The sequence below is a fragment of the Clostridium sp. AF27-2AA genome, assembly GCF_003478505.1.
GTDB lineage: Bacteria > Bacillota > Clostridia > Lachnospirales > Lachnospiraceae > Brotaphodocola.
In genome coordinates, this window is the sequence record NZ_QUFI01000027.1 from 1 (window position 1) to 25,142 (window position 25,142).

The 25,142-nt window shown below is 39.3% G+C and carries 19 protein-coding genes and 2 pseudogenes; all 21 read left to right on the top strand.

All coding sequences use genetic code 11. The features are described from left to right. Positions 1-173 precede the first annotated feature (173 nt). The 21 genes and pseudogenes from DWY84_RS13215 (at position 174) to DWY84_RS13320 (ending at position 25,095) form a co-directional block, all read left to right on the top strand. Positions 174-848, top strand: a complete 675-nt coding sequence (locus DWY84_RS13215) for a hypothetical protein (RefSeq protein ID WP_147354297.1) — start codon at positions 174-176, stop codon at positions 846-848. 19 nt (positions 849-867) lie between these two features. Continuing rightward, positions 868-3,180, top strand: coding sequence for a DUF262 domain-containing protein (locus tag DWY84_RS13220; RefSeq protein ID WP_118533844.1), 2,313 nt, complete (start codon positions 868-870; stop codon positions 3,178-3,180). 629 nt (positions 3,181-3,809) lie between these two features. After that, on the top strand, positions 3,810-4,172 hold the full coding sequence (locus DWY84_RS13225) for a hypothetical protein (RefSeq protein WP_147354298.1): 363 nt from the start codon (positions 3,810-3,812) through the stop codon (positions 4,170-4,172). A gap of 2 nt (positions 4,173-4,174) precedes the next feature. After that, positions 4,175-4,432 (top strand): hypothetical protein, encoded by a 258-nt coding sequence (locus DWY84_RS13230; protein ID WP_118533846.1) that lies wholly within the window; start codon positions 4,175-4,177, stop codon positions 4,430-4,432. 238 nt (positions 4,433-4,670) lie between these two features. Further along, complete coding sequence (locus DWY84_RS13235; protein ID WP_118533847.1) at positions 4,671-4,877, top strand: hypothetical protein; 207 nt, start codon at positions 4,671-4,673, stop codon at positions 4,875-4,877. Positions 4,878-4,898: 21 nt separating this feature from the next. After that, positions 4,899-5,570, top strand: coding sequence for a hypothetical protein (locus tag DWY84_RS13240; protein ID WP_118533848.1), 672 nt, complete (start codon positions 4,899-4,901; stop codon positions 5,568-5,570). Between the two features lie 4 nt (positions 5,571-5,574). Then, a complete protein-coding gene (locus tag DWY84_RS13245; protein WP_118533876.1) occupies positions 5,575-8,571 on the top strand; it encodes a DEAD/DEAH box helicase in 2,997 nt (998 codons plus the stop codon). 37 nt (positions 8,572-8,608) lie between these two features. Then, positions 8,609-9,025 carry a (deoxy)nucleoside triphosphate pyrophosphohydrolase gene (locus tag DWY84_RS13250; protein ID WP_118533849.1) on the top strand — a complete coding sequence of 139 codons (417 nt, stop codon included), beginning with the start codon at positions 8,609-8,611 and terminating at the stop codon, positions 9,023-9,025. 171 nt (positions 9,026-9,196) lie between these two features. Continuing rightward, positions 9,197-9,772, top strand: a complete 576-nt coding sequence (locus tag DWY84_RS13255) for an SLATT domain-containing protein (protein ID WP_118533850.1) — start codon at positions 9,197-9,199, stop codon at positions 9,770-9,772. Beyond that, entirely contained in the window at positions 9,773-11,083 is a 1,311-nt protein-coding gene (locus tag DWY84_RS13260) for a reverse transcriptase/maturase family protein (protein ID WP_118533851.1), read from the top strand. It abuts the gene before it with no gap. Between the two features lie 30 nt (positions 11,084-11,113). Next, positions 11,114-11,701 (top strand): class I SAM-dependent methyltransferase, encoded by a 588-nt coding sequence (locus DWY84_RS13265; protein WP_118533852.1) that lies wholly within the window; start codon positions 11,114-11,116, stop codon positions 11,699-11,701. After that, positions 11,671-14,151 (top strand): DEAD/DEAH box helicase family protein, encoded by a 2,481-nt coding sequence (locus DWY84_RS13270; RefSeq protein ID WP_118533853.1) that lies wholly within the window; start codon positions 11,671-11,673, stop codon positions 14,149-14,151. Before DWY84_RS13265 ends, DWY84_RS13270 begins: the two co-directional genes overlap by 31 nt. Before the next feature lie 24 nt (positions 14,152-14,175). Then, positions 14,176-15,183, top strand: a pseudogene (locus DWY84_RS13275) (virulence RhuM family protein). 175 nt (positions 15,184-15,358) lie between these two features. Continuing rightward, positions 15,359-15,634: pseudogene (locus tag DWY84_RS13285) on the top strand (3'-5' exonuclease); the annotation flags it as partial. A 105-nt stretch (positions 15,635-15,739) separates the two neighbouring features. Then, positions 15,740-15,925, top strand: coding sequence for a hypothetical protein (locus tag DWY84_RS17805; RefSeq protein ID WP_243024864.1), 186 nt, complete (start codon positions 15,740-15,742; stop codon positions 15,923-15,925). Positions 15,926-16,085: 160 nt separating this feature from the next. Continuing rightward, on the top strand, positions 16,086-16,649 hold the full coding sequence (gene ahpC, locus DWY84_RS13295) for an alkyl hydroperoxide reductase subunit C (RefSeq protein ID WP_118533855.1): 564 nt from the start codon (positions 16,086-16,088) through the stop codon (positions 16,647-16,649). After that, complete coding sequence (locus DWY84_RS13300) at positions 16,649-18,295, top strand: FAD-dependent oxidoreductase (protein WP_118533856.1); 1,647 nt, start codon at positions 16,649-16,651, stop codon at positions 18,293-18,295. The genes ahpC and DWY84_RS13300 overlap by 1 nt, the downstream gene beginning before the upstream one ends. 195 nt (positions 18,296-18,490) lie before the next feature. Next, positions 18,491-19,600, top strand: coding sequence for a hypothetical protein (locus DWY84_RS13305; RefSeq protein WP_118533857.1), 1,110 nt, complete (start codon positions 18,491-18,493; stop codon positions 19,598-19,600). After that, entirely contained in the window at positions 19,600-21,324 is a 1,725-nt protein-coding gene (locus tag DWY84_RS13310; RefSeq protein WP_118533858.1) for a GTP-binding protein, read from the top strand. Before DWY84_RS13305 ends, DWY84_RS13310 begins: the two co-directional genes overlap by 1 nt. 8 nt (positions 21,325-21,332) lie before the next feature. Next, positions 21,333-22,613 carry a hypothetical protein gene (locus DWY84_RS13315; protein ID WP_118533859.1) on the top strand — a complete coding sequence of 427 codons (1,281 nt, stop codon included), beginning with the start codon at positions 21,333-21,335 and terminating at the stop codon, positions 22,611-22,613. Further along, positions 22,606-25,095, top strand: coding sequence for an RNaseH domain-containing protein (locus DWY84_RS13320; protein WP_182434959.1), 2,490 nt, complete (start codon positions 22,606-22,608; stop codon positions 25,093-25,095). Before DWY84_RS13315 ends, DWY84_RS13320 begins: the two co-directional genes overlap by 8 nt. Positions 25,096-25,142 lie beyond the last annotated feature (47 nt).

The window sequence follows — 25,142 nt, forward strand, 5'->3', positions numbered from 1 at the left end:
GGAATTTTTATATCAACGGCTGAAATTTAAGCGCTTACGTTAAATTTGAAAGTAACAAGATAGAAAATAAAAATTATAATATTATTTTAGATGATGTAAAAAAGCGTTTTGAGTTATATTATGGAGAGTTTATATCGGCGGTTTTACGGGATATTCCAGCGGTTATTGTACCATTGGAACGCATTGCAAAAAATTCTTACATAAGTCAATTATTTGATTTATCTAACATTGATCAGCATTCTAATGCTGAATATTTCGAAATGGCAAAAGGAAATTCTTTGGCAAGATACTTTATAATGATAGATATGTACAATAAAAAGGGGTTGCTGGGAGAGAAAAGTAAATGTTTTTTAGGTGAATTAACAGATTATGATGGTTTAATTAAGGGTGTTAAAATAACTTTGCTGTTAAGAAGTGGTAACATAACTTTGAAAGACGACGTACGAAATATAAAGAGTTATTTTGACAAAAACTTATATCGATTTTTAGATAAACCTCATAGTAATTTATTTTTTGATGTTATTATAAATCAATTGGCATATCCTATGCATAGTAATGTGAAATGTAATTTCCGTTATTCATATACAGCAAAAACAACAAAAATGTATACCGATGTGACGGTATATGATGAATGCAGATATATTTATGAATGGCTTCCGGGTTTACATCAAATAGTTTCTTCATTTGAGAATTTGTCATGGCAATATGTATTTAGATTTGCGTTGGATGGATTGATAAAAATGCGGCAAAATTATAATAACGAGTTTTTCTTCCAAGGATCGATAGTTTCTAGTTCTGTAGAAGGGTTTGAAAGCAAAAAATTAGAAGAACGAATAAATTTAGACTAATATTTTAGGAGGAAAACAGATGTCTAATATACAATTGGATTATTCGGATATTACGGATATTTTTAGAGAAAAATTAAAAATTGATAATATTGTAAAAAAAGTATCTTCCATTTTTTTAAATCAGCGATATGCAGGGAAGATAAATTATAAGCCTTATTTTCAAAGAAATTACGTATGGGACGAAGAAAAAGCCACGTACTTTATAGAAAGTATTTTACTTGGAACTGAAATACCGCCGCTTGTATTATTCCAAACCAAAGATAAAAATGAAGTTATAGATGGTAGACAGCGTTATGAAACAATAGAACGTTTTTTAGGTGATAAGCTTGTCTTGAAAGAAAAAGGTTTACATAGTTTGAAAATACTTTCTGGTAAAAAGTATAGTCAGTTAGATGAGGAAACCAGAGAGCTATTTGAGAATACAAGAATCAGAATTTTACAATTTAGTGTGGTTGACGAACCTAAATTAGATGAAGAAAAGGAGGAAAAAATAAAAAAGGAGATTTTTAGGAGATATAATTCGGGAATTACACCATTACAAAAATATGATATTTCCAGAGCAATGTATATAAAAGATCATTTAACAAATATATTATATGATAAAATATATGTAGATAAAAAATTGTATGATTTTTTATGTGAAATTGTTCTTCCTAAAAGCAAGAAAAAATCAAATAAACGTGATAAAGTTAATATAATTGTATCTCGTGTGAGGACATTAATTACATTACCTTTGATTCCTATATATAGTTATGCAAAAGGGAGTTCCAAAGAGGATATTGTATGTAAATATTACTATTCAATTGTTGTAAATAAAGATGAAAAAGAAATAATAAACAACTTTGACACTGTAATAAAATTATTAGTGAAATTTAATGCAATTGGAAAAGAAAAAGAAAGTAGTCTGTGCAATAATAAATTATTTTATGAGGTATTATATTGGGCAATTGATATTACGTTAAAGAACGGTCAATCTATTAATGACAATAATATTACGTCCATTTTTTCTTATATTTCTAATGCGTCAAAGTGCAAAAAGTTATGGGAACATGTAATAAATAATCCACAGAAGAATGTGGAAAATATTTTTGAAGCAACAGGAAGCCATTATTATTCTGCAATTAATAATAGGTATAATTTTATTGCTAATATTTTTAATCTTGTTTTTAAAATTGATTTTGAAAAATACATGAAGGACTCAGAGGCTTTTTCTCATATGATGGAGTCAAGCAATGAAAGGGAAGAAATAGCTCATTATAAGATAAATAAACCGTTACCTGAAACATTAACAATTGAAGATATCATTTTAGATATGAAGAAATCTAGGTTTATGTTAAGACCGGATTATCAGAGATCCGAAGTAAAAAATATTCAAAAAGCGTCGTATTTATTAGAAAGTATTTTGCTTGGTATCAATATACCACCGCTTTTTATCTATAAACGTAAAGAAAAAATAAAAGAAGTAGTGGATGGACAACAGCGTCTATTAGCAATTTTAGGTTTTTTAGGAAAGACATATATAGATGAGCGGGGAAATGTAGCATGTTCTGATAAAGATAAATTTAAACTTTCTAAATTAAAAATACTTTCTGAATTAGATGGAAAAACGATAGATACAGTGGGGGATAAATTTGAAGAAAAGATTTTAGAATTTCCTATGGACATAATAGAAATTGATGCAGAACAGAATCCAGATTTTAGTCAAATTGATCTGTTCTTAAGATTAAATACAAAACCGTATCCAATCAAAGAGAATACTTTTGAAATGTGGAATGCATATATTGATAAAGATATAGTTATTAAGGTAAAAAGTATAGCAGAAAAATATGAAAAAAGAGTTTTTAAAGCTAGAGATACGCGAATGAAATTAGAAGAACTAATAACTTCATTAGCATATCTTGATTACAGAATGGGGCAACCGCAAACAGAAATAGTAAATGTTTTGAATATTTATAAGCGCAATGACAGAATGTGTGCAAGGATTATGAGTAAAGACAATGTTACAAAGACGTTGAGTGAATTATCAAATAATAATCCTAGTGCATTCCTTAGATCACTTGATAATGTTGAATTGTTTGCTGAAAAAATTTTAATGTTGATAGATAATGATACGGAGAAACTACGTGATTTATTTAATCATTCAAGAAAAGGTACACAATATAAGTCAGACCAAAATTACTATTTTATATGGGCGATTCTATTAAAAGTGCCTTTGGATAGAATTCAGAAAGCGAGAAGTGAAGAATTTAACCGGATTACAAAAATTTTTTCTCTTATTCAAAAAATGCCAACAAAAATGACAACAGAACAATTCTTAAAATATTTAATGTAAAAAGGACGCAGTGTAGGTCGAGATAATTGGTAAACGCTTTAAATTTTGTTATTGATATAAAAAACCGGTCACCTCTCGGTGGCCGGATTTCCTTGAGGCTTCCCGTTTATTGGCAGCATCGACAGTTGCCTTAAGCGTTTTTATCATCTGTTTCAAATTAGTGATTATATCTTTCAGACTACGAAGCAGGAGATTCTTGGAATTGTCTGCCACAGTTTTTTCATCCTGTTTTTGGTACCTTTATTATATCAAAGCAGTTGAAAAACCCAGAAAAATGGTGATTTCAGCAGGTTTGAAGACGTCGAAAATACAAGAGAAAACACTGCTTTTATGTTCCATCTATTCATTAGGGGAATGTTTTGAAGCACGTTTACAACTCATAATGAATCCTTCATGTAGAGTAAATTTCTACTTTCCAGCATAAAAAGTGGAGTAAAAATTTACGTACTATCATTAAGATGTATTTGGTAGATGATAGCTAGTTGATCGGAAATAAAATGCGTATGATTATACTGACTGAAGTTGATATATTATAATCTTTTTAGGAAGCACCTCTTGTAAGTTGAGTGCTTTCTTTTTATTGGCTTTCATGATAGGATAAAAGAAAAATGTTGGAGAATAATGTACAGATGAAAATCTTGAAAAATAAGGTCTTGGTTGATGCTATTTTGCTTGTTATTCAGTTTTGCAATCTATTTGTTGGAAATATAATGGTTTATGAAACGACAGAAAATAATATGTTTGATTGGAGATTATTATTTCACAATAAAGGTTTTAAAATTTGGGCATTTGTATTTATAGGATATAATATTTTAATCTTCTACAGCGAGAAAGGAAAAGAGGAAAGCGAAAATATTAAAAAAGCATATGAAAAAAGTGAGATAAATCTTCTGGAATTAGTGGAAAAAGATGCAAAGAATCATGATTTTAGTTCTGTAAATGAAACAACGAAATTAATTAGAGAGTTACGGAAGTTGAAGAATGGGGAATAACTATGCAGATAAAGACTATAAATGGATTGTCACAGAAAGTAAAAAAATTTAATAAAACAGAAGCAAAAAGTTTGTATGATGCTTTGCAAAGACTAGAAGAAGGAAATTTAATATGGCTTTCTTTAAGCGGAAAAATTCAGAAAATTGCTGGGGAAAATAATGTTTTTTCATATAGAGTTAATAGATATTTGAGACTTATATACAAGGTTGAGGAAGAAGATATCATGGTAATTGATATCATAGATATGAGAAAAATATAGATGAATTACTAAAAAAGTCATTCAAAGAGTTCTTTTTCTAATCCTCCAAACCGGAAAAATGAATTGATCAAACAAGACTAGAATGTTAAATTCAGAAATTGAGCAGGCGAAGGGCCTGCATTCGAAATGCTTGAAATTGGGGAAAGATTGCAAGTTATACGGTTTGCAAGAATATATAAACAGGATTTGAACAGAGATTGTGTTGAAACAGTATTTGTATAGAAAGGATGCTTTAAGGATGGCAGCAAAGAAATGGGTTACCATTGTAACTTTTGTTTGTACGATAGAAGTAATTATTTTTATAGTCATATTTAAATTGTACTGTCTTGAAAATAATATTGGATATGACATTGCGCTTGCAGTTTTTGGTAGTGCCTTGTTAGGATTTGTAATGTCATTAGTTGAATATTTTTCGGAACGGAAAAATGCAATGGAGCAATTTTGATTAGAGGCCGGACGTGTTCTTATGCAATTTCGAGAGGCTAAATGTATTCATTTTGATGAACCACAGGAACTTGCAATGAAATGTATTATTGAATATCATTATAATAAGATTACGGAGCAACTGCCACAGGGAATGTCTATTTTATTTAGACCAGAGGAATCACATGATCATCAGACAGAATATATCGAATGGATGAAAGTACATGAATTTAGGATGTTTGCTGATAAAGATGATATTAATGAGATTTTAAATAAAACGTATATTTCAAGAATGGATAATTATGAAAAGATGATTAATGGAGCAATTGATAATTACATAGAACTTTCTAAAGTTAGTTTGTCTGAATTGGACAGTGCTTATGGAAATATGAATTTTATATTTGCAAATAATAGTATTCGATCAAAAGCATATAACGAAATATTTAATAAGTTGCGTTTATTAAAACAAAAAATACTTGAAGAAGCTTATCATTTTAATCTTTACAAAAATGGTAAGGGAAACTTTGCTGTGTGTGCCCAAAAAGCACTGGAAGTTAGCAAATCTTTGTTTATGGAAGAAAAAACGAAACAAGATGTTTTTGATAGTATACGCGTCTATCAGAAGCAATTTGATGATATAGAAGAAAGCCTTGAGAATTTTAGAGTTAAGATTTATTACAAAGAAAAGGAAGCTTCTATTGAAAGAGAAAGGTAATTGCATGGCAGATGATAGAATCATAGATTTACAAAATGGTTTTAGTACCGCGTTTATAAATCAAACATTTCAATCCAACCTAGCCTACCGTCCACAATTCATCTACAACGACAACAAAAACGGCCAGAAAGTTTTTTCTTCCATCGAAGAAGAGCTACTCCGTTGCGACAGCTTTGCCATCAGCGTGGCCTTCATCACGCGGAGCGGTATTACACCGTTATTGCAGACATTTAATGAACTGGAACGGAAACACATTCCCGGGCGGATTTTAACCACGGATTATTTATGCTTCAGCGATCCGGAAGCATTGGATACGTTAGCGAGCCTTTCTAATATTGAGTTGCGTATGTACCAGACGGAGTGTGCTGGAAACGGATTTCATACGAAGGGATATATTTTCCAGAAATCTGAGGAATATCGATTTATTATTGGAAGTTCTAATTTAACCCAGGACGCGCTGACCAGAAATATGGAATGGAATACGAAACTCGTTTCTACGAAGCAGGGAGAAATGATTCAGTCTGTATTGGGTGAATTTGAACGGCTGTGGAATGAGAAAAAATATACGAAATGTTATTCAGACTTCATTGAGGAGTATCGTAAACAATACGAGGAAAAGCAGCTATTCCAAAAGCTGGTTGCGGAGCAGAAACGGATTGCAAAGCAGGAGGCTATTCCATCGGTTGAGGCATATACATTACAGCCGAATTCTATGCAGAGAGCGTTTATTTATAATTTGTTGGAATTGCGGAAACGAGGTATGGACAAGGCTCTTTTGATTTCTGCAACAGGAACTGGTAAGACGTATGCTTCTGCATTTGCGATGCGTGAATTGGGATTTAAGAGAGTCCTGTTTTTGGTGCATCGCAATCAGATTGCGCGTCAGGCGAAGGCATCTTTCGAACGTGTTTTTGGAAGTCGTGTAAAAACTGGTTTGGTTTCTGGAAATAATCGTGATTATAACGCAGATTTTGTATTCGCAACGGTGCAGACATTGAGTAAACAGGAAAATTTGCAGCGTTTTGCGAAAGATTATTTTGATGCGTGTATTTATGATGAGGCGCACCATACCAGTGCTGGAAGCTATAAGAAGGTGATGGATTATTTCACACCTCAGTTTACTTTGGGCATGACGGCAACGCCGGACAAGCGTGATGATAATATTGAGGGTCGCAATATTTATGAGATTTTTGATCATAATATTGCCTATGAAATTCGATTGCAGCAGGCGATGGAAGAGGACTTGTTATGTCCATTCCATTATTTCGGAATCACGGACCTGTCTATGATTACGGATGAAGGTGGAGCGAAAGAGGAGCAGTTGGAACAGTTCCGTTATCTGACCAGCGATGAACGTGTGAAATATTTGATGCAGCAGGCATCTTATTTTGGCTATTCTGGTGATCGGGTAAAGGGATTGATCTTTTGTAGCAGAATTGAGGAAGCAAGAGAGTTATCTGCAAAGTTTAATGAGCAGGGGCTTCGAACCATTGCTTTAAGTGGAGCTGATTCGGAAGAAGCTCGCGCAGAGGCTATTGAACGATTAACCATGGATGTACAATCATCTGAGGATGATTATTTGGATTACATATTGACGGTCGATATTTTCTCTGAAGGTACGGATATTGTCGAGGTGAATCAGGTGATCATGTTGCGTCCGACGCAGTCTCCGATTGTATTTATCCAGCAGTTGGGGCGCGGAGTGCGTAAAGCAGAAGGAAAAGAATATGTGGTGATTTTGGATTTTATTGGAAATTATAAAAATAACTTCATGATTCCGATTGCCCTTTCTGGAGATCGCAGTTACAACAAAGACAACATTCGCAGATATTTGATGGAAGGCGGTCGGGTGATTCCAGGGGCCAGTACCATTCATTTTGATGAAATCAGTAGAAAACGGATTTTTGCAGCAGTGGATAATGCTAATTTCAGCGATATTAAATTAATCAAAGAAAATTATACGAACCTGAAAAATAAGCTTGGGCGTATTCCGAGGTTGCGTGATTTCGATGATTACGGAGAAATGGATGTCCTGCGAATTTTTGATAATGGCAGTTTGGGTTCTTATTATAAATTCCTGGTGAAATATGAAAAAGAATATAAGGTGCGTTTGTCGGCGGAAGAGGAAAAAGTAGTGGAGTTTGTTTCTAAAAAGCTGGCAAGCGGAAAGCGAATTCAGGAATTAAAGTTGTTAAAACGAATGCTGACTTATGTTCAGGGCTACCATTTGTTTTCAGGATTACGGCAGGAACTGCAGAAGGAATATGGCATTCAGCTTAGTGAAGATCAGAAAAAGAATATCATCAACATTATGACAAATGAATTTCCGGCTGGTGCCAGCAAGAAAACTTATGCAGAATGTGTGCTGATTGAAAAAGAAGATGGAGCAGAAGCTGATTATCATGTTTCAGAATCATTTACCAGAATGCTGAAAAATCAGGATTTTTATGAAATCATGAGAGAGCTGGTGGATTTTGGAATAAGCCGAAATGAACGGGATTATTCCAATACATATCGAAAAACAGACTTTGTGCTGTATCAGAAATATACCTATGAGGATGTTTGCCGCCTTTTGAATTGGGAAAACAATGAAGTACCATTAAATATTGGTGGTTATAAGTACGACAAGAAAACGAAAACATTTCCGGTATTCATAAACTATGATAAATCGGAGGATATCAGCGATACCACAAAGTATGAGGATCATTTCACCAGTAGTAGCAGCTTGATAGCAATTTCAAAATCAGGCAGAAGCGTATCATCAGAAGATGTACAGAACTTCCTGCATGCAGAGGAACGCGGAATTCAGGTCCATTTATTTGTGAGAAAGAATAAGGACGATAAAATTTCCAAGGAATTCTACTATCTGGGATATATGAAAGCAAGCGGCCGAACAAAGGAATTTACGATGCCAAACACAGATAAGACAGCGGTAGAAATCGAATGGCTGCTGGATGTTCCAGTACGCGAAGATTTGTATGAATACATTGTAAATGAATAAGGCTTATATTTAGCAATATAGAAAATCGAGGAACAAAATGAAGACAGTAAGAGTAGTAGCGGCAGTAATCAAAGCGGAAAAAGAAAATGGAGAGCCAATTATTTTTGCAACTCAGCGTGGGTACGGTGAATTCAAAGATGGTTGGGAATTTCCCGGAGGAAAGATTGAGGCCGAAGAGACACCGCAGGAAGCATTGAAACGTGAAATCCGCGAAGAGTTGGATACAGAGATTTCAGTGGGAGAGCCAATTGTCACAGTGGAATATGATTATCCCACATTCCATCTTTCTATGGATTGCTTTTGGGCTGATGTGGTTTCTGGAGATTTGGTGCTTCGGGAGCATGAGGCTGCGAAGTGGTTGACGAAGGAAGAACTGGACTCTGTGGAGTGGTTGCCGGCGGATGTGATTGTGGTGGAAAAGGTGCGAAGGGCAATATCATATTCGAATAATTGAGAAGCCGACAGAACTGTGGTAAAATATATTTGTATTAGGGCCTATAACGTAAGTTATGATTTCCGGTATGGAGATAATGTAATTAATAATTCGTAGGAATTTATTTCTATAGGCTTTCTAATGAAGGTTATGTGTTGAGTATTCAGGCCCTAATACATACGTGAGGATAAAATGGAAAAAAATAAAACATTGGCAAATCAGATATGGACAACTAGAGTATCAAGGGTTAATGCTGAAAAAAGATTGATAAATAAAGAATCATTTTTTCAAGCAATCAATATTTATTATTCATGTTTGACGATTATATTTTCTATACTTACATTGTTAAATGGTAATGAGAAAAATGGTGATGAGAAATTAAGTCTTTTGACGGTTCTTATGTCAATATCATTACTTATTGTTATTTTGTATTTAAATGGACAAAAATATTTGGAACATGCTCGAGAGTATAGGAAAAATTATACGGAATTACAACGGTTAGAATTTGATTTAGAACATGTAGATGAAAATGATCAGGAGTCAATTAGAAAAATATATATGAAGTATTGCGACTTATTGGATTCAAGTAGCAACCATATATCTTTTGATTATTATGCAACAGTTCATGGAAGTTCGGGCGAGTATCACGAGAAAAGATGGCATAGCGTTTGTTGTAAATACTATTGGAATGTGTTATGGAGGTTTTTATTAAAAAGTTGCATTATAATTTTGCCATTAGCCTTATACATGATATGTGAGGAGATATAAATGCAAGCATCGTACTTGTGGAAAAAGTTATTTACAAAGAAACATCTTAAAGCGCGGTATGAGGAAAAAATAAAGAATAAGCCTTCGATAGGATTGGATAAAGTTTCGCCAAAGAAATTTGAAGAGACTTTAGATGAAAATTTTGAAATTATCATACGTAAAGCTTTAAATGGATCTTATCAATTTACAAGGTATAAACAGCTGTTGTTTACAAAAGGCCCAGCAAAATTCCCAAGAGTAATATGTGTTCCAACGATGAGGGATAAGTTGGCGACATCTGTATTAAATGAGTTGTTGGTAGGGGTATATGCAAATTCGTGCATAACGAGATTGCCACAATTGGTCATAGATGACATCGTGCGAATGATGCCATTCTATGATTGTTTTATAAAATTAGATATTAAGTCATTTTATGCGTCTATTGATCAGGAAAAACTGATGTCTATATTAAAAAAGAAGATACGAAAGCAGGAAATACTTCTTTTAATATGGAATGCTATAAAAACAGAATCTTTATCATATCCCGTAAAAGAAAAAATAGAAAAAACACAAAGACTAAGAGGAATTCCGGAAGGTTTGCCGATTTCTAATGCATTGGCTAATATTTATATGTCAGGTATCGATAAAAAGTATCAGAATATGGATGGCATATCTTATTATAGATACGTAGATGATATTCTGATTTTGGTAAACGAGGAAAAGTTTTTTGAAATAAAAAAAGAAATTGCTAAAGATATTGATGAACTTGGTTTGGAATTGAATGAAAAAAAGGATGAAGGAAAAATATTTGACTCGTTTGAATACTTGGGATACACTCTTAGCCATGATAAGGTTTCGGTACGGAAAAGTAGCATATTAAAGCTTGAGCAGTCCATGGAGGATTTGTTTGGAGAAGTAAAAAAAGAAAATATTGAATATTTGAAGTGGAAACTTAATTTAAAAATTACAGGTTTTATTCTTGAAAAGCAAAAATACGGTTGGATGTTTTTCTATTCTCAAATTACAGATGTAAATTTATTGTTTCATTTGGATGATGTTGTACAGAAACTTTTAAAACGATATAAATTAGATGGAGAGTTACATTTAAAAAAATTTGTAAGAGTATATTGGGAGATAAAAAAAGCTTTACATACGACTAAATATATTCCCAATTTGGATAATTTGAAATTAGAAGAGCGAAGAAAAATATTATCGGACATATATCAAATGGATTTGACAGGAAAAGACGAACGTTTTGTAGAAATTCAATTTAGGAAAATAATGAAACGGGAAATAAGAGATATTGAAAGAGACATTGAAAGCATTTCATGATATTGAAAGGAAACTATAAAAAAGTATAATATGAAAAACAAAACCCTCAACTACTACAACCACCATGCCCAATCCTTCATCTCCACCACCGTATCCGTAAATTTCAAACCCGTCCAGGACAAGTTCATCCACGCTCTGAATGGTCCTAAAGTCCTTGATTTTGGCTGTGGCTCTGGCCGGGATACAAAGTATTTCTTAGAATCCGGTCTTCAGGTGACTGCGGTGGATGGATCGGAAACGATGTGCCGATATGCCAGTGAATTTACCGGTATCCAGGTTCAAAATATGCTGTTTCAGGATTTGGATGCACAGAATCAGTATGATGGAATCTGGGCCTGTTCTTCGATTTTACATCTTCCGAAGAGTGAATTGCATATGGTATTATCGAAGATGGCGGATGCGCTGCGTGATGATGGAATTATCTACACATCGTTCAAATATGGAGATTTTGAGGGCGAGCGCAACGGAAGATATTTTACTGATTTTACAATAGAAACATTTACGGATTTCATAAAGGATCTGGAGAAAATCAGGATGGAAACATACTGGATTACAACGGATGTAAGACCTGGAAGAGGCGAGGAAAAATGGCTGAATGTAATGCTGCGAAAACATTAGACAACGCGGTTTTAGAAGGATATGACACCGATGTCATGACGGGTGACCGGGACAAAAGAAGGTATTTGTATTATCAGCTGATCCACAGCATGCGCAAGGCGGATCGCATCGATATCATTGTCTCTTTTTTGATGGAATCCGGTGTGAAAATGCTTTTGGAAGAACTGAAAAAGGCTATGAAGCGCGGAGCGAAGGTCCGCATTCTGACTGGAAATTATCTTGGCATTACGCAGCCATCGGCATTGTATCTGATTAAACATGAGCTGGGAGAGCTTGTGGATCTTCGATTTTATAATGAAAGGAATCGGTCTTTTCATCCAAAATCTTATATCTTTCATTATGCAGATCACAGCGAGATTTACATAGGTTCTTCCAATATTTCCCGCAGTGCGCTGACGTCCGGGATTGAGTGGAATTACCGGTTCAGCAGCCACCGGGATCCTGAAAATTACGAGAAATTTTATCGTACATTTGAAGATTTGTTCCAGAATCATTCCATTGTGATTGATGATAAAGAATTAAAGCGGTATTCGAAAACCTGGCACAGGCCTGCGGCTTCCAAAGATCTGGATCGTTATGACAATGTGGAAGAAGAGGAAGATACAAAGGTTAGACTTCTGTTTGAGCCGCGGGGAGCGCAGATTGAAGCGCTTTGTGCGCTGGAAAACAGCAGGGCAGAGGGTGCTTTGCGGGGAATTGTCCAGGCGGCTACGGGGGTTGGAAAGACATATCTGGCCGCTTTTGATTCCAGGAATTACCGGAGAGTGTTGTTTGTGGCGCACCGGGAGGAGATTCTGAATCAGGCAGCGATTTCTTTCCGGAATGTCAGAAATTCGAATGATTATGGATTTTTCCATGGAAAAGAAAAAACGACCGGCAAGTCGGTGATATTTGCGTCTGTTTCTACACTGGGGCAGAGAGAATATTTGACAGAAAAGTATTTTCCGAAAGATTATTTCGATTATATCGTCATTGATGAATTTCATCACGCAGTAAACAATCAGTATCTTCAGATCGTCAATTATTTTAAGCCGAAGTTCCTGTTGGGCCTGACTGCCACGCCGGAGCGGATGGATGGCCGCAATATATACGAAATATGCGATTATAATGTGCCCTATGAAATTTCATTGGGAGAGGCAATTAACAAGGGCATACTGGTGCCGTTCCGCTATTACGGCATTTACGATGACACTGATTATTCCAAATTGCATGTGGTAAAGGGCCATTATACGGAAAAGGAATTGAATGAAACGTATCTGGGAAATGTCCATCGGCATGAACTGATTTACAAATATTACAATAAGTACGGATCGAAAAGAGCATTGGGCTTTTGCTCCACCAGGGAGCACGCGGAAGAAATGGCAATGGAATTCAGCAGAAGAGGAATCCCATCGGCTGCGGTTTACAGCGGTGCGCCCGGAGCGTATGTAGAGGAGCGAAATGCCGCAATTGAAAAGCTGAAGTCCGGCGAAATCCGGGTGATTTTTTCGGTGGATATGTTTAATGAAGGCGTGGACATTCCATCCGTGGACATGGTCCTGTTTTTGCGGCCAACGGAATCGCCGGTTGTATTTCTGCAGCAGCTTGGCCGGGGCTTAAGACGCAGCGCCGGCAAGGAATATCTGACCGTGCTGGATTTTATCGGGAACTATGAGAAGGCAGGAAATGTGAGAAGATTCCTGACTGGAAATGCTGGTTCCACGGCAATATCATACCGCCCGTCGGACCGGGAAGGAATTCCAGATGACTGTCTGATCGATTTCGATATGCGGCTGATTGATCTGTTTGCGGAGATGGACAAAAGACAGCTGAGAATCCGGGATCAGATTCAGGCGGAATATTTTCGGGTAAAAGAAAAGCTGGGAAGAAGACCTTCCCGCATGGATTTATTTACCTACATGGATGATGATGTCTATCAGCTTGCCATGTCGCATACGAAAGACAATATTTTCAGGGATTATCTCGGTTTCTTGCATGCATTGGGTGAGATTACGGAAATAGAAAATGAGTTGCTGCAGGGCATTGCAAAAGAATTCTTAAATGTTCTGGAGACAACGAGCATGACCAAGGTCTATAAAATGCCTGTCTTGATGGCATTTTACAATGACGGTGATATCCAGACCGATCTGACGGCCCCGCAATTGCTGCAGGCCTGGAAACAGTTCTTCGATCAGAACCGGAACTGGAAAGATCTGGACAAGCAGATAACCTATGAAAAATATAAAGCAATGTCGGATAAAGACCATTTAAAGAAAATCATTTCGATGCCGGTTCATTTCCTTCTGGAATCAGGAAAAGGATTTTTTGAGGAGAAGAGCGGCTATGTGATTTCCCTGAGAAGTGAATTGCAGAGCTGGGTTGAGAATGAAGCGTTGAAAGAGCAGATGAAGGATATTATTGAATATCGCGCGATGGATTATTATCGGAGGAGGTATCGGGAGACGAGATAGGCTTGTTGGCAGGAGGTATTTAGATTGACAAAGAAGAAAAATGAAATCACTATCCGTTCCAGTGCGGCAGAATATCTTACTTATGTTGCATCAGTTGGAGAGCAGCAGGATAGTATTGAAATGCGTTATGAGGATGAGAACATCTGGCTGACACAGAAGATGATGGCTCTATTATATAATGTGGGTACAAATACTATAAATTATCATATAAAAAAAGTGTTTGGTGATAGTGAGCTACAGGAAAATTCAGTTATTCGAAAATTTCGAATAACTGCTGCGGATGGAAAAAGCTACAGTACGAATCATTATTCATTGGAAATGATTATAGCAGTTGGATTCAAGGTGAATTCTGAGCGAGCTGTACAGTTCCGAAAGTGGGTAAACCAGATTGCAAAGGATTACACCATCAAAGGATGGGTTATGGATGATGAACGCCTGAAAAATGGTGGTTCCGTGCTTACGACAGAGTATTTTGATCGTTTACTTGAGCAGATTCGGGAAATCCGCTTGTCCGAGCGCAGATTTTACCAGAAGATAACAGATATATATGCTACAGCCCTTGATTATGATCGCACCGCAAAAACGACAAAGCAGTTTTTTGCAAAGGTACAGAATAAGATGCATTATGCAGTACATGGGCATACGGCAGCAGAATTGATTTACGAACGGGCCGATGCAGAAAAGCCGCATATGGGCCTTACAACATGGGCGGCAGCACCAGAAGGAAAAATTGTAAAAAGTGATGTCACAATGCGTTCATTGGAACGCATTGTGTCGGCTTATTTGGATTTAGCGGAGGATCGAGCAGAACGACATATTCCAATGACAATGGAAGACTGGTCAAAACGTCTAGATTTATTTTTGATGGCAGACGATAGAGAAATTCTTTAGGACGCAGGAAAAATTACTGCTGAGATCGCAAAAGCGAAGGCAGAAACAGAATTTGAAAAATATCGTATTGTGCAGGACAGATTATTTATGTCGGATTTTGATAGGTATATGTTGGAATTAGAGAATCATATACAAAAGTGAAGTATGAAAAGATAGAGGTATTGTAGAAAATGAATCGATTTTCAGAGAAGGATTGGAAGCTGTTTCGAAGCAAGATTGTCGACTGGCAGGAAGCTTACATGGAAAAATTAAACCAGGAGTATGTAACAATATTGACCGGACCAGGAAATTGGATACCTTAAGGATGCTTGCCGCAATGGAGGAGTCACCGATCCGGCTGGTGGAGCGTCTGGGTGAACTTCAGCAGATCATAAAGGAAAAGCCGCAGGATTACAGTTGTCCGTTTGTTTTGTCTACGATTCATGCCAGCAAAGGACTGGAGTACGATGCAGTATATCTGCTGGATGTGATCGATGGGATTTTACCGGCTTAGGTTCTACAGAATTCAAAGTCGGCGTCCAAAGAAGAACTGGAAACTTATGATGAAGAACGGAGATTATTTTACGTAGGAATCACAAGAGCAAAAAATCAGCTGAATGTATTTACCATGAAGCCGCAAAGTTCGGATTTTTGCGATGAATTATTTGGGCGAAAGGTTCCTAAAAAGCCAATGGAAATACCAAAGAGAGCAACCGCAGTGAACCAGCTCAAAGCAAAGCGGGAGCAGCCGAAAACCATTTCCGATGTAGCGTATCAGTACTTCCTGGATCAGCTTGGAGTTGGCACGGTCGTGGAGCATAAGAAGTTTGGAGAAGGTGTGATCGCAGAGATGGAAAAAGGAAAAATCTGGATTGCTTTTGAAGAAGGCACGAAGTCATTCTAGGCCAGGGCACTGGCGGGAAGTGGAATGCTAAAGTTCCACTAAATGATAAGAAGTTCCGTTGACATGAGGAAGGGTTCATGATATATTCGAGTTAGCAATAGCTAACCAATATAAATGATAGCATTCCAGGGAATGCTATTGCAGAAGGAGGGATTTTAACATGTCAATGATCAACAAAGAAGTAAGTGATTTTTCGGTTCAGGCTTATCAGAATGGGGAGTTTAAAACGGTAACCAAAGAAGATATTCTGGGGAAATGGAGTGTATTTTTCTTCTATCCGGCGGATTTTACCTTTATATGTCCTACCGAGCTGGAAGATCTTCAGAACAAATACGCTGAGTTTCAGGCAGCAGGATGCGAAATCTTTTCCGTATCTACGGACTCTCATTTCGTTCATAAGGCATGGCATGATTCTTCGGAGCGAATTGGTAAGATTATCTATCCTATGCTTGCGGACCCGACCCATGCACTGTGTAAGGATTTCGAAGTGCTGATTGAAGCGGACGGAATGGCAGAAAGAGGAAGCTTCATTGTGAATCCGGAAGGAAAGATTGTAGTATATGAAGTCAATGCGGGGAATGTTGGACGCAATGCGGATGAACTTTTCCGCCGTCTGCAGGCAAGCCAGTTTGTAGCGGAACATGGAGATCAGGTATGTCCTGCAAAATGGCATCCGGGCGAAGAAACCCTGAAACCAAGCCTTGATCTGGTTGGTATGCTTTAATGGAAAAAGAAAAATTTTATGATGTGATTGTAGTTGGCGGAGGTCCGGCGGGATTGACGGCTGCATTATATCTGGCGCGGGCGTGCTATCGTGTTCTTGTGGTAGAAAAAGAAAAGTTTGGTGGCCAGATTACAATCACCGATGAAGTTGTAAATTATCCGGGGGTTGAGAAAGCCAGCGGAAAAGAATTGACAGAAACCATGCGCGAACAGGCTGAAAATTTCGGAGCAGAGTTTTTGCTTGGTGAGGTTTTGACACTGAAAAAAGCGGAAGAGATGCCGGAAACGCAGATATGGGAAATTACGACGGATAAGGGACGGTATCAGTGCTTCGGAGTACTTCTTGCAACGGGAGCCCATCCGAGAATGGTAGGCTTTCCGGGAGAGGCAGAATTCCGAGGACATGGAGTTGCTTATTGCGCGACCTGTGACGGAGAGTTTTTCTGCGGGAAAGAAATTTTTGTAGTGGGAGGTGGCTTTGCAGCTGCGGAGGAATCTGTATTTCTGACAAAGTATGCAAGCCATGTGACCATACTGGTTCGTGGAAATGACTTTTCCTGCGCCGAGGCTGTTGCGGAAACAGCCAGAAAGCATCCGAAAATTACGGTTTTAACTAATACGGAGGTTGTCTGCGTGGAAGGTGACCACCTGCTGCGCAAAATCTCTTACAGAAATAATCAAACCGGAGAAACTAGTATTTTCCATAAGGAAAATGACACATTTGGCGTATTTGTGTTTGCGGGTTACGCACCCAATACCGGCCTGGTAAAAGATATGGTAAGTCTGGACGCTGGCGGGTATGTGGAGACTGACCGAAATCAGCAGACCAGCTGTACGGGAATTTATGCAGCGGGCGATGTATGCCAGAAGAGCCTGCGTCAGGTCGTAACAGCAGTTGGAGATGGAGCAACAGCAGCCACAGCCCTTGAAAAATATGCGGCAGCCATGCAGGAAAAAACAGGGATTCATCCGGAAAAACCGGTGAAAAAAGAACCAGAAAAGCCGGGAAAGGCTTTGGCGGGTGTCTTCTCACAGGACATTGTAAATCAGTTAAATGTGGTATTTTCCAGGATGGACGGGAAGCTGCAGCTTGACCTGCATCTGGATTCCCGTCCGGTAAGCCAGGAATTAAAAAGCTATATGCTGGAGCTGGCAAAATATACGGACAAGCTGACTGTGCGTGAGAGAGAAGCTTCGGAGGATGCATCCTCCTTCCTTCCATATGTGGAAGTGAAGAATGTGTCCGGGCAAAGCTGCGGACTGGCTTTTCATGGAGTGCCCGGAGGCCATGAGTTTACTTCGTTTATCCTGGGGCTCTACAATGCGGCCGGATCGGGACAGCCGCTTGCCCCTGAAATCAGAGAGAAAATCCAGGCAATCAGTCATAAGGTCCAAATGCAGATTCTGGTATCCTTGTCCTGTACCATGTGCCCGGATCTTGTCGTGGCAGCCCAGAGAATTGCGTCGCTGAATCCATTGGTAACCGCAGATGTATATGACATCGCACATTTCCCGGAATTAAAAGAAAAATATAATGTTATGAGTGTTCCGTGTCTGGTTATCAATCAGGACAAAGTAACATTCGGGAAAAAGAATATCCAGCAGTTGCTGGAAGTGATTGGCACTGGTAATAGCAACGAAATATAACAGATTCCCTATTGACTTTCCCTCGTACATTGTCTATGATGATTTATGTACACGAGTAATAGAATACGATGGATTGAACGGAATTGGTGCATTCATTTTACAATGCTCTGGTTTCGTATATCATTTTAGTATAAGTTCTTTGACTTTGTGTCAGGGAACTTTTTTTCATTTCATAGAAAATTAATTGGGGGAAACATGGAAGATTTAATCAAATTGAAAACAGCGATGGATCTGATTGTTACAGGTTTATATGAGAAGGAACGCCAGAAAAAGAAGGGGGAGTATTTTTACAGCAAGCGTCTTATTCATGGAATTAATCTGTTTCAGAGTTTAAATTATAAGTACAACCCGGAAGGGTTTGATTTTGGAAAGATGCATGAGCAGAGTTTTATTACGGAGTATGCCATGCGGCCGGTGGCAGAATGGTTTCAGGGATGGAAAAATAAGGAGAGCCTGAAGCTGGAAGACCAGAGTTTTTATTATATGGATGCACTGGTGGGGGACAGTGGTTTTCATACGTTTCATGTAAATGACAATTGCGAGGATTACATCGAGTATGTGGAAAAGGATGTGATTGCCGGGATTGAGCAAAGAGCGGTTTATGACTGTTTGAAGTCACTGGATCAGAATGCGTATGTGAATCTGAGAAAGTTTTTGATTGAGCATCCGGTTATTCCGGCAAAAGATCTGAGGGGATTAAAACTGGGATATGCCAAGAACAGCATTGCGCTGCAGGCAATTGAAAATGCCTATGAAGAGATTCAGAAAGATTGTTTTGTCTGCCCAAGGTGCGGCTGGACTCTGCAGAAAGAAAAGATCGGGATGCGGTGCCAGAGCCGTACCTGCAGTGAAGCAGTTTATATTCCGGGGGAACTGAAAGTGATTTCCGGCAATGCCGGGATGCTGCGGTTAAAGCGTGGTGTGATGAAGTACATCGCGGTTCCGGGAAAGCTGGAACTGGAAATTTATGCGTATTGTGAGAAGCATGGGGTTCAGAGTGTGTTGTGGCCGCAGATGGACCGGTATGATATTGAAATCACGTTTCCGGACGGAACGGTGTGGGCAATTGACGCGAAAGCGGTAAAAGAACCGCATTTTCTGAAAGAGAATGTGGCGCGGGATGGTGGTTTTCCATCCGGGACTTATGACCGGAGTTTTTATGTGATTCCGGATGAGTATGCGGCGGCAAGAACAGATTATAGGATGATCATTAACCAGGAACTGGCACGTCTGGGAGATCGTCAGACCCGCTGTATCCGGCTTTATGATTTGAAAAAAGAAATCAGGGAAAGGGGGAAACGCTGATGCAGGATATCAAAAAAAGATGGAAGCCATATTACGATGAAAAGAAGCATTTTTTGAGACTGGAACAGTTTGTCTTATTTGAGATGGCGCTTATGATCGTGAATCGCTGGAAACAGGATGCGGACGCCAATAAAGGCTATATTGTATTTACTAAGTACCAGAATATCGGAAAGAAGCAGTATGTTCCAGAGGATTATATCATCCAGAATGCCAGTGTCTGTCTTAGAAAATTCCGTTCTGAAAAGATGTGGAAGGATACGCTGAAAGAATACAAAAAGGATGAGTATGCGGGCATACGGTTATATGACATCACAGAGGACCGGATTGTCGAGAAGAACACGGGAAATCTTGTCTATGCGGCACGTAAAAAGGATTATCTGTGCTATATTCTGTCATATTCCCGCAGTAGGGATAAGCGGTATGCAACCCATGGTACATACCGGTATTTTAATAAAAATAATGAAGAAAAACAGATCTATATTACGCTGAATGAAGAACTGGATGAAATGATCTGTGACGTGAAGCGGGGAGGAGAACCTCGGAAGAGGATTGTAATTACAATGGAAGAACTCCTGGATGCCGCAGAAGAAATACAGGAGAAACGCCCGGGCGATCCCTGTGCCAGGATTCTGAAAACCAATGTGATCAAGGCAGTGAAAAATGGAAGCGTAAGCATGGCAGAACAGCTGGAATTGGATCGTGTAGTGAACATTGTGGGCATGGTTGGCGCCGGTAAGACCACATTGTTAAAGGTTCTGGCATATATTCTGGATCAGCGTAAAAAACGGGCAGTGATTGTCACGGATACCGTTGCAGAGGTATTTCAGTTGTATCAGTATTTTCGGTCTTTGGGCTGCCAGTGCAGCCCGCTGATCGGCAAGGCGGAACGGGTAAAATATATTAACCAGTTGATAGGAGAAGAGGAAGATTATCTGGATGAAGAAATATCAGGATATCTGACGACAAACTGTCTGATTGACGGCCTGGATACAAAAAATGAAAATGCGGTATCCTTTGGCGAGGAACCTTGTACGAAGTTGGAACAGGGAAACCGGCGGTATGTCTGCCCTTATTTTGAACAGTGTCCGGCCACGGCCATGCAGCGTGAGGCATTAACTGGCAATCTGGTGATTACCACCGTCGCGGGCCTGGTTATGGGCAGAGTGGGAAAGCTGCAGAGGGTTTTTCTGGAAGAGGCAGTCGCAGCAGCAGATGTTGTGTTTTACGATGAATGTGACCGGGTACAGAAAAACCTGGATGATCTGTTTACTCCTGCAACGGAATTTAATATGTTTATCAATGAGTGTGCAGAGCCGGTCAGCCAGTTTATGCTGGAGACGAATACGCGGCGTCTGGGTAATCTTGCGAGTGCCTATTATGCGGAACTGCAGGCGAAATCCCCCACGGTACTGCAATGTGTTTCCAATGCGGTGAAAGCGGCGAAAAACAGTGAAAACGGCAGTGTGCTGGCCAATACATTTTCTGCTTATACGTTGTTAGACAGCATTGTGGATGAAATATCTGAAGCTACGGTAAAAGAAATCTATCGTCTGATGGATTTTCAGACAGCAGAAATGAGTTCGCTGTTTGATATTATGAGTCGTTCCTGTGAAAGTATCCGGTCAGACCGTTTTGAGCAGCTGCTGGCAGAATGGCTGGATCGAAGGGAACCGCAGCTTAAAAATAATGAAAAAAGATTGCGGTCAGGAAAAAAATACAGCTGATCATTACCTTGATTTTCTTTGACCGGTTTGTCATGGAGATTGGAACAGCGTATGAGGATTCCCAGGATGTCACGATGGGATATAATGAACTGGTTGGTTTCATCCGGACGCGTTTTACCGCACAGCAGGACTACCTGCCCTCTGCGTTAATGGGCAATCTGTTTGGAATAAAATTAACCAGCGAAGATGATATTCTGCTGTTTCGGCAATATGCGTATGGCAGAGCGTTACTGACAGATCTGCCTTATTTGCGGGTCAATAAAGAAGGCGTGCCGATCGGGCCGCATGTGGTGCTGCTGTCAGGGTCCAGCTATGCCAAGGGCTCCTATGAATATCATGTCAATGCGGATGTAAATTATATTGTTGAAGCGGACAGATCTGTGCGGGAATTTATTGGAAATACACAGTTTATGGAGCTTGGTTTAGCGGAGCGTGTATCCGGAAGTCCTCTTGAAAACCGGGATGCGGTTTTAAGAGATGTAGTAGATCGTTGTACTGCATATATCATTTCTGAATTGTCCGACAAAAAGGGCAAGATTCTTTTGGTAGTGAATAGTTTTTCCCAGGCAGAGACTGTGGCGGATCGTTTGCGGGCTAATTTTGTCAAACGTGGGTGCAGGGAAGAAGTTTGCGCGCTGATTTCTGACAAAAATATAGAAAAGAAAGATTTCAGTCAGTATATACGCCGTGGGGAGGTTTATAAATTTGACCAGAAAAAAGCGAGAATTCTGGTGGCTCCGGCGTTGGCAATTGAACGAGGACATAACATTGTGGATGAGCAGGGCCATTCCTCTCTGAGCAGCGTGTTCTTCCTGATTCGCCCTATGGGTGTTCCAGATGATGTGAAAGAACGGAGCATTAAGATGAATGGTTATATGGCATCGAAATTATTCGAATACAAAGAAAATGATCTGTATCAGAAGAATCTTTATGTCCGTCAGGAAGCTACGAAATTCTGGAACCGCATGAATTATTCCGCGAAAAGAAGGCTGGATTATCTGTGTGATAAGGAAATAAAAAGAGATCTGGTTTCTACCATGTTTGTTCTCATTCTGCAGATATTTGGGCGCCTATGCAGAGTTACAGACGCATCGAAAGAAACACCCACCGTTTATTTTGCAGATGGGGCATTTCGAAAAAAGATAGATGCAGAAGATGGATTTGATGCGTTAAATGAAATGTATGATTATTTAAAAGACATGCTGTCAGATGAAGAACACGGGGAAATTGCCAGAACCTTGTATGAACCATTCTTTACAGCATACGAAGGAGGTATCCGACATGAGTAAGGCGACTAAGATTTATCCAATGGCTTTTGTTCCGAATCCGGATGCGGAATGCAGGCTTTATTACGTTGGTTTTCCGAAAAAATGGAAGGACAGTCTGATCAGGGCAGAAAAGGCAGCGAATCCCAAGTGGAGCGGCGTGTATGCGCTTCCGACCTACGCTTTGGGCAAAAGCCTTGGAACCTGGATGGACGGAATTGTAGAGCTGGCTCCACTCAGACTGGATTCGAAAGATGAAATGTGGGCAATTTCCTGTGAACAGGAAATCAATACAGAGCAGCTGCTGGAGCATATGAAGGCATGGATTCAGGTTCAGTATGGGAACAATTATAAATACCGTCCCGCGGCAGTGGAAATTCAGAAGCTGCTTCAGGAAATGAAGGTTGAGGACTTGAATGAGCTGGCCGGGAGTAAGAATGTCAGGCTGTTTGATGCAGATGGCATCCCAACAGAAAATTATTCTTATGCTGCCTTTTCCCTGATGGTGACAAACGCTTTGACCGGAAAAGAAATCCAGATAGATGGCCACCGTGTAAAGCTGAATTATGCCGGAAAAAATCAACTGATTTCTGATATACAGGGAGAGGGAGACCACAGCTATTCTTATGGAATTTCATTTTCTTTGCAGACAGTTCCGCCGGAACGGAAAGCATTGCTCTTGTGTGATTGCTGTATTCACAGATGGATTCCGGATCGGTGGAGTGAGAAACCTTATCTGAATGGTGATAATCTGACTGCGCATATCTGGATGGAAAACAACAGAATATATAAACTTCCGATTTTTCAGAAATATAAAACGGAAGAGGAATATTCTTGGAAAGAACCGGAAAAAACATATTATAATTTGTATCAGTTCCGGGCGCTGCCGGCAGCAGGAGAAGTGATTCGTTCCATCGTAGACTCGATGACTGGAAAACAGAAAATTACGTGTCTGTATAAAAATGGAATGGATGGCTGCGGATTCAAAAAGAATGTGATCGGAACCGGTGTAAGCGTTTTGGAAAAGAAAGATATCTATGATGGCGTATTTTCTTACATAGCTGACATCGTGCGGGAAACAGAGGGAATCAGCCGTGTGGGAAGCACGAAGCGGGCAGTGAAAAAACTGAAACTGGATACGTTGAATCTGAACAGAGAACTGACGAAGGATCAGCGCCTTCTTCTGGCAAGGAGAATGAAAACCTGTACGGAATCGGATCATCTGACATTTGAGGTGTATGCGACAGATGATACGTTGGAATGCGCAGAAAAAATCATGGAAAAACTAGAGTCCGTATTTGTGTCTTGTGAGGAAATGACATTTACCATAAAACGGTGCAGGCTGGGCAGTATGGGAGAACCAATGAAATCTTCTAAGAGCGCGGATGCTTTAAAACGAATCCATGAAATAGAAAAAGAACTCAGTCCAGCCACAGAGCTTACTGCATGTATCGTAGTGCTGCCTGGAAAGGAATGCTTTCATAAGCTAGGGGATCCGAAGGCATCAATTCGCTGCGGCATGGCGTTAACAAACCGTCTTACACAGTTTGTGACACCGTGGGATGAAACGGTAAAAGAGAACGTTATAGAAAGTAAAATCACCAGCGCAGTTGAGGATCTTTGCAGACAGCTGGGCTATGTCAGGGAGTTAGATGAAAGCGCAATAGAAAAGAAAGAGTTACTGCATCATACACCCGTGATTGGGATGCAGGTTATGACACAGATCTGTACTCCGTATGGGAAAGCGAGATTTTTACCATTGTATGTGGAAATGGATTATGTTTCTGGGAAAGTGTATGCAGAGTGCGACGCATTTGAGCAAACCAGGGTTCTTTACCGGGAGGCAGCCTTTGAACTGGCACATCTGAGCCTGGATAAAAATTTTGAGAAAAAATGTGAAAATGCCGCGCGTGGAACATGGAAGCAGAAAATGATCATGTGGAAAAATCTGTATCGTGACAAGAATCTTCTGGTCCTGATTGAAGCAAATGGGAATACTCGGGCAATCTGTAACGGAATTACAGACAGTCAGATACAGAAGTATCGTTATCTGGCACCATATTGCCCGGAGCAGATTGAGACTGGTACGAAGGAAAACAGTTATTTGCAGGATTTAAATCATTCAGGAGTCCGTCTGATTCGGATTAGACGGAACGGAGAAATCCCGGATTACTATACGGAAATTTCTTCAACAGATGGTTATTCGGCAACCAGCGGTGTATTCCGGTATGGGCAGGATTATTGGGCAATTGCGGGCAGACCGAATGATAAGTCCTATACTTCAAGCTATAAAAAAACAACGTATGACCTGCCGCACCAGAAATTTGCAGAGAGAGACATGATTGAGATATATCCGATTCAGCTGCAAAAGGATGACGATCCGGATGAATGGGTGATTTACACGAATTCCCTGCGCACCGGAGCGATTCAGTACGATGAAGCAACGGCTTTGCCGATTCCGATGCACATGGCGGCAAAGTTGCAGGAGTATTTGCTGGAGGTATAGGAAATCCATTGAAAAAGGCAAACATTGTCTTTCCTGAAAATAACGTG

Bases quoted from the DNA above. Each gene is read 5' to 3' on its own strand.
- DWY84_RS13220 (WP_118533844.1), top strand. From the start codon at position 868: ATGTCTAATATACAATTGGATTATTCGGATATTACGGATATTTTTAGA.
- DWY84_RS13225 (WP_147354298.1), top strand. From the start codon at position 3,810: ATGAAAATCTTGAAAAATAAGGTCTTGGTTGATGCTATTTTGCTTGTT.
- DWY84_RS13230 (WP_118533846.1), top strand. From the start codon at position 4,175: ATGCAGATAAAGACTATAAATGGATTGTCACAGAAAGTAAAAAAATTT.
- DWY84_RS13235 (WP_118533847.1), top strand. From the start codon at position 4,671: ATGGCAGCAAAGAAATGGGTTACCATTGTAACTTTTGTTTGTACGATA.
- DWY84_RS13240 (WP_118533848.1), top strand. From the start codon at position 4,899: ATGCAATTTCGAGAGGCTAAATGTATTCATTTTGATGAACCACAGGAA.
- DWY84_RS13245 (WP_118533876.1), top strand. From the start codon at position 5,575: ATGGCAGATGATAGAATCATAGATTTACAAAATGGTTTTAGTACCGCG.
- DWY84_RS13250 (WP_118533849.1), top strand. From the start codon at position 8,609: ATGAAGACAGTAAGAGTAGTAGCGGCAGTAATCAAAGCGGAAAAAGAA.
- DWY84_RS13255 (WP_118533850.1), top strand. From the start codon at position 9,197: ATGGAAAAAAATAAAACATTGGCAAATCAGATATGGACAACTAGAGTA.
- DWY84_RS13260 (WP_118533851.1), top strand. From the start codon at position 9,773: ATGCAAGCATCGTACTTGTGGAAAAAGTTATTTACAAAGAAACATCTT.
- DWY84_RS13265 (WP_118533852.1), top strand. From the start codon at position 11,114: ATGAAAAACAAAACCCTCAACTACTACAACCACCATGCCCAATCCTTC.
- DWY84_RS13270 (WP_118533853.1), top strand. From the start codon at position 11,671: ATGGCTGAATGTAATGCTGCGAAAACATTAGACAACGCGGTTTTAGAA.
- ahpC (WP_118533855.1), top strand. From the start codon at position 16,086: ATGTCAATGATCAACAAAGAAGTAAGTGATTTTTCGGTTCAGGCTTAT.
- DWY84_RS13300 (WP_118533856.1), top strand. From the start codon at position 16,649: ATGGAAAAAGAAAAATTTTATGATGTGATTGTAGTTGGCGGAGGTCCG.
- DWY84_RS13305 (WP_118533857.1), top strand. From the start codon at position 18,491: ATGGAAGATTTAATCAAATTGAAAACAGCGATGGATCTGATTGTTACA.
- DWY84_RS13310 (WP_118533858.1), top strand. From the start codon at position 19,600: ATGCAGGATATCAAAAAAAGATGGAAGCCATATTACGATGAAAAGAAG.
- DWY84_RS13320 (WP_182434959.1), top strand. From the start codon at position 22,606: ATGAGTAAGGCGACTAAGATTTATCCAATGGCTTTTGTTCCGAATCCG.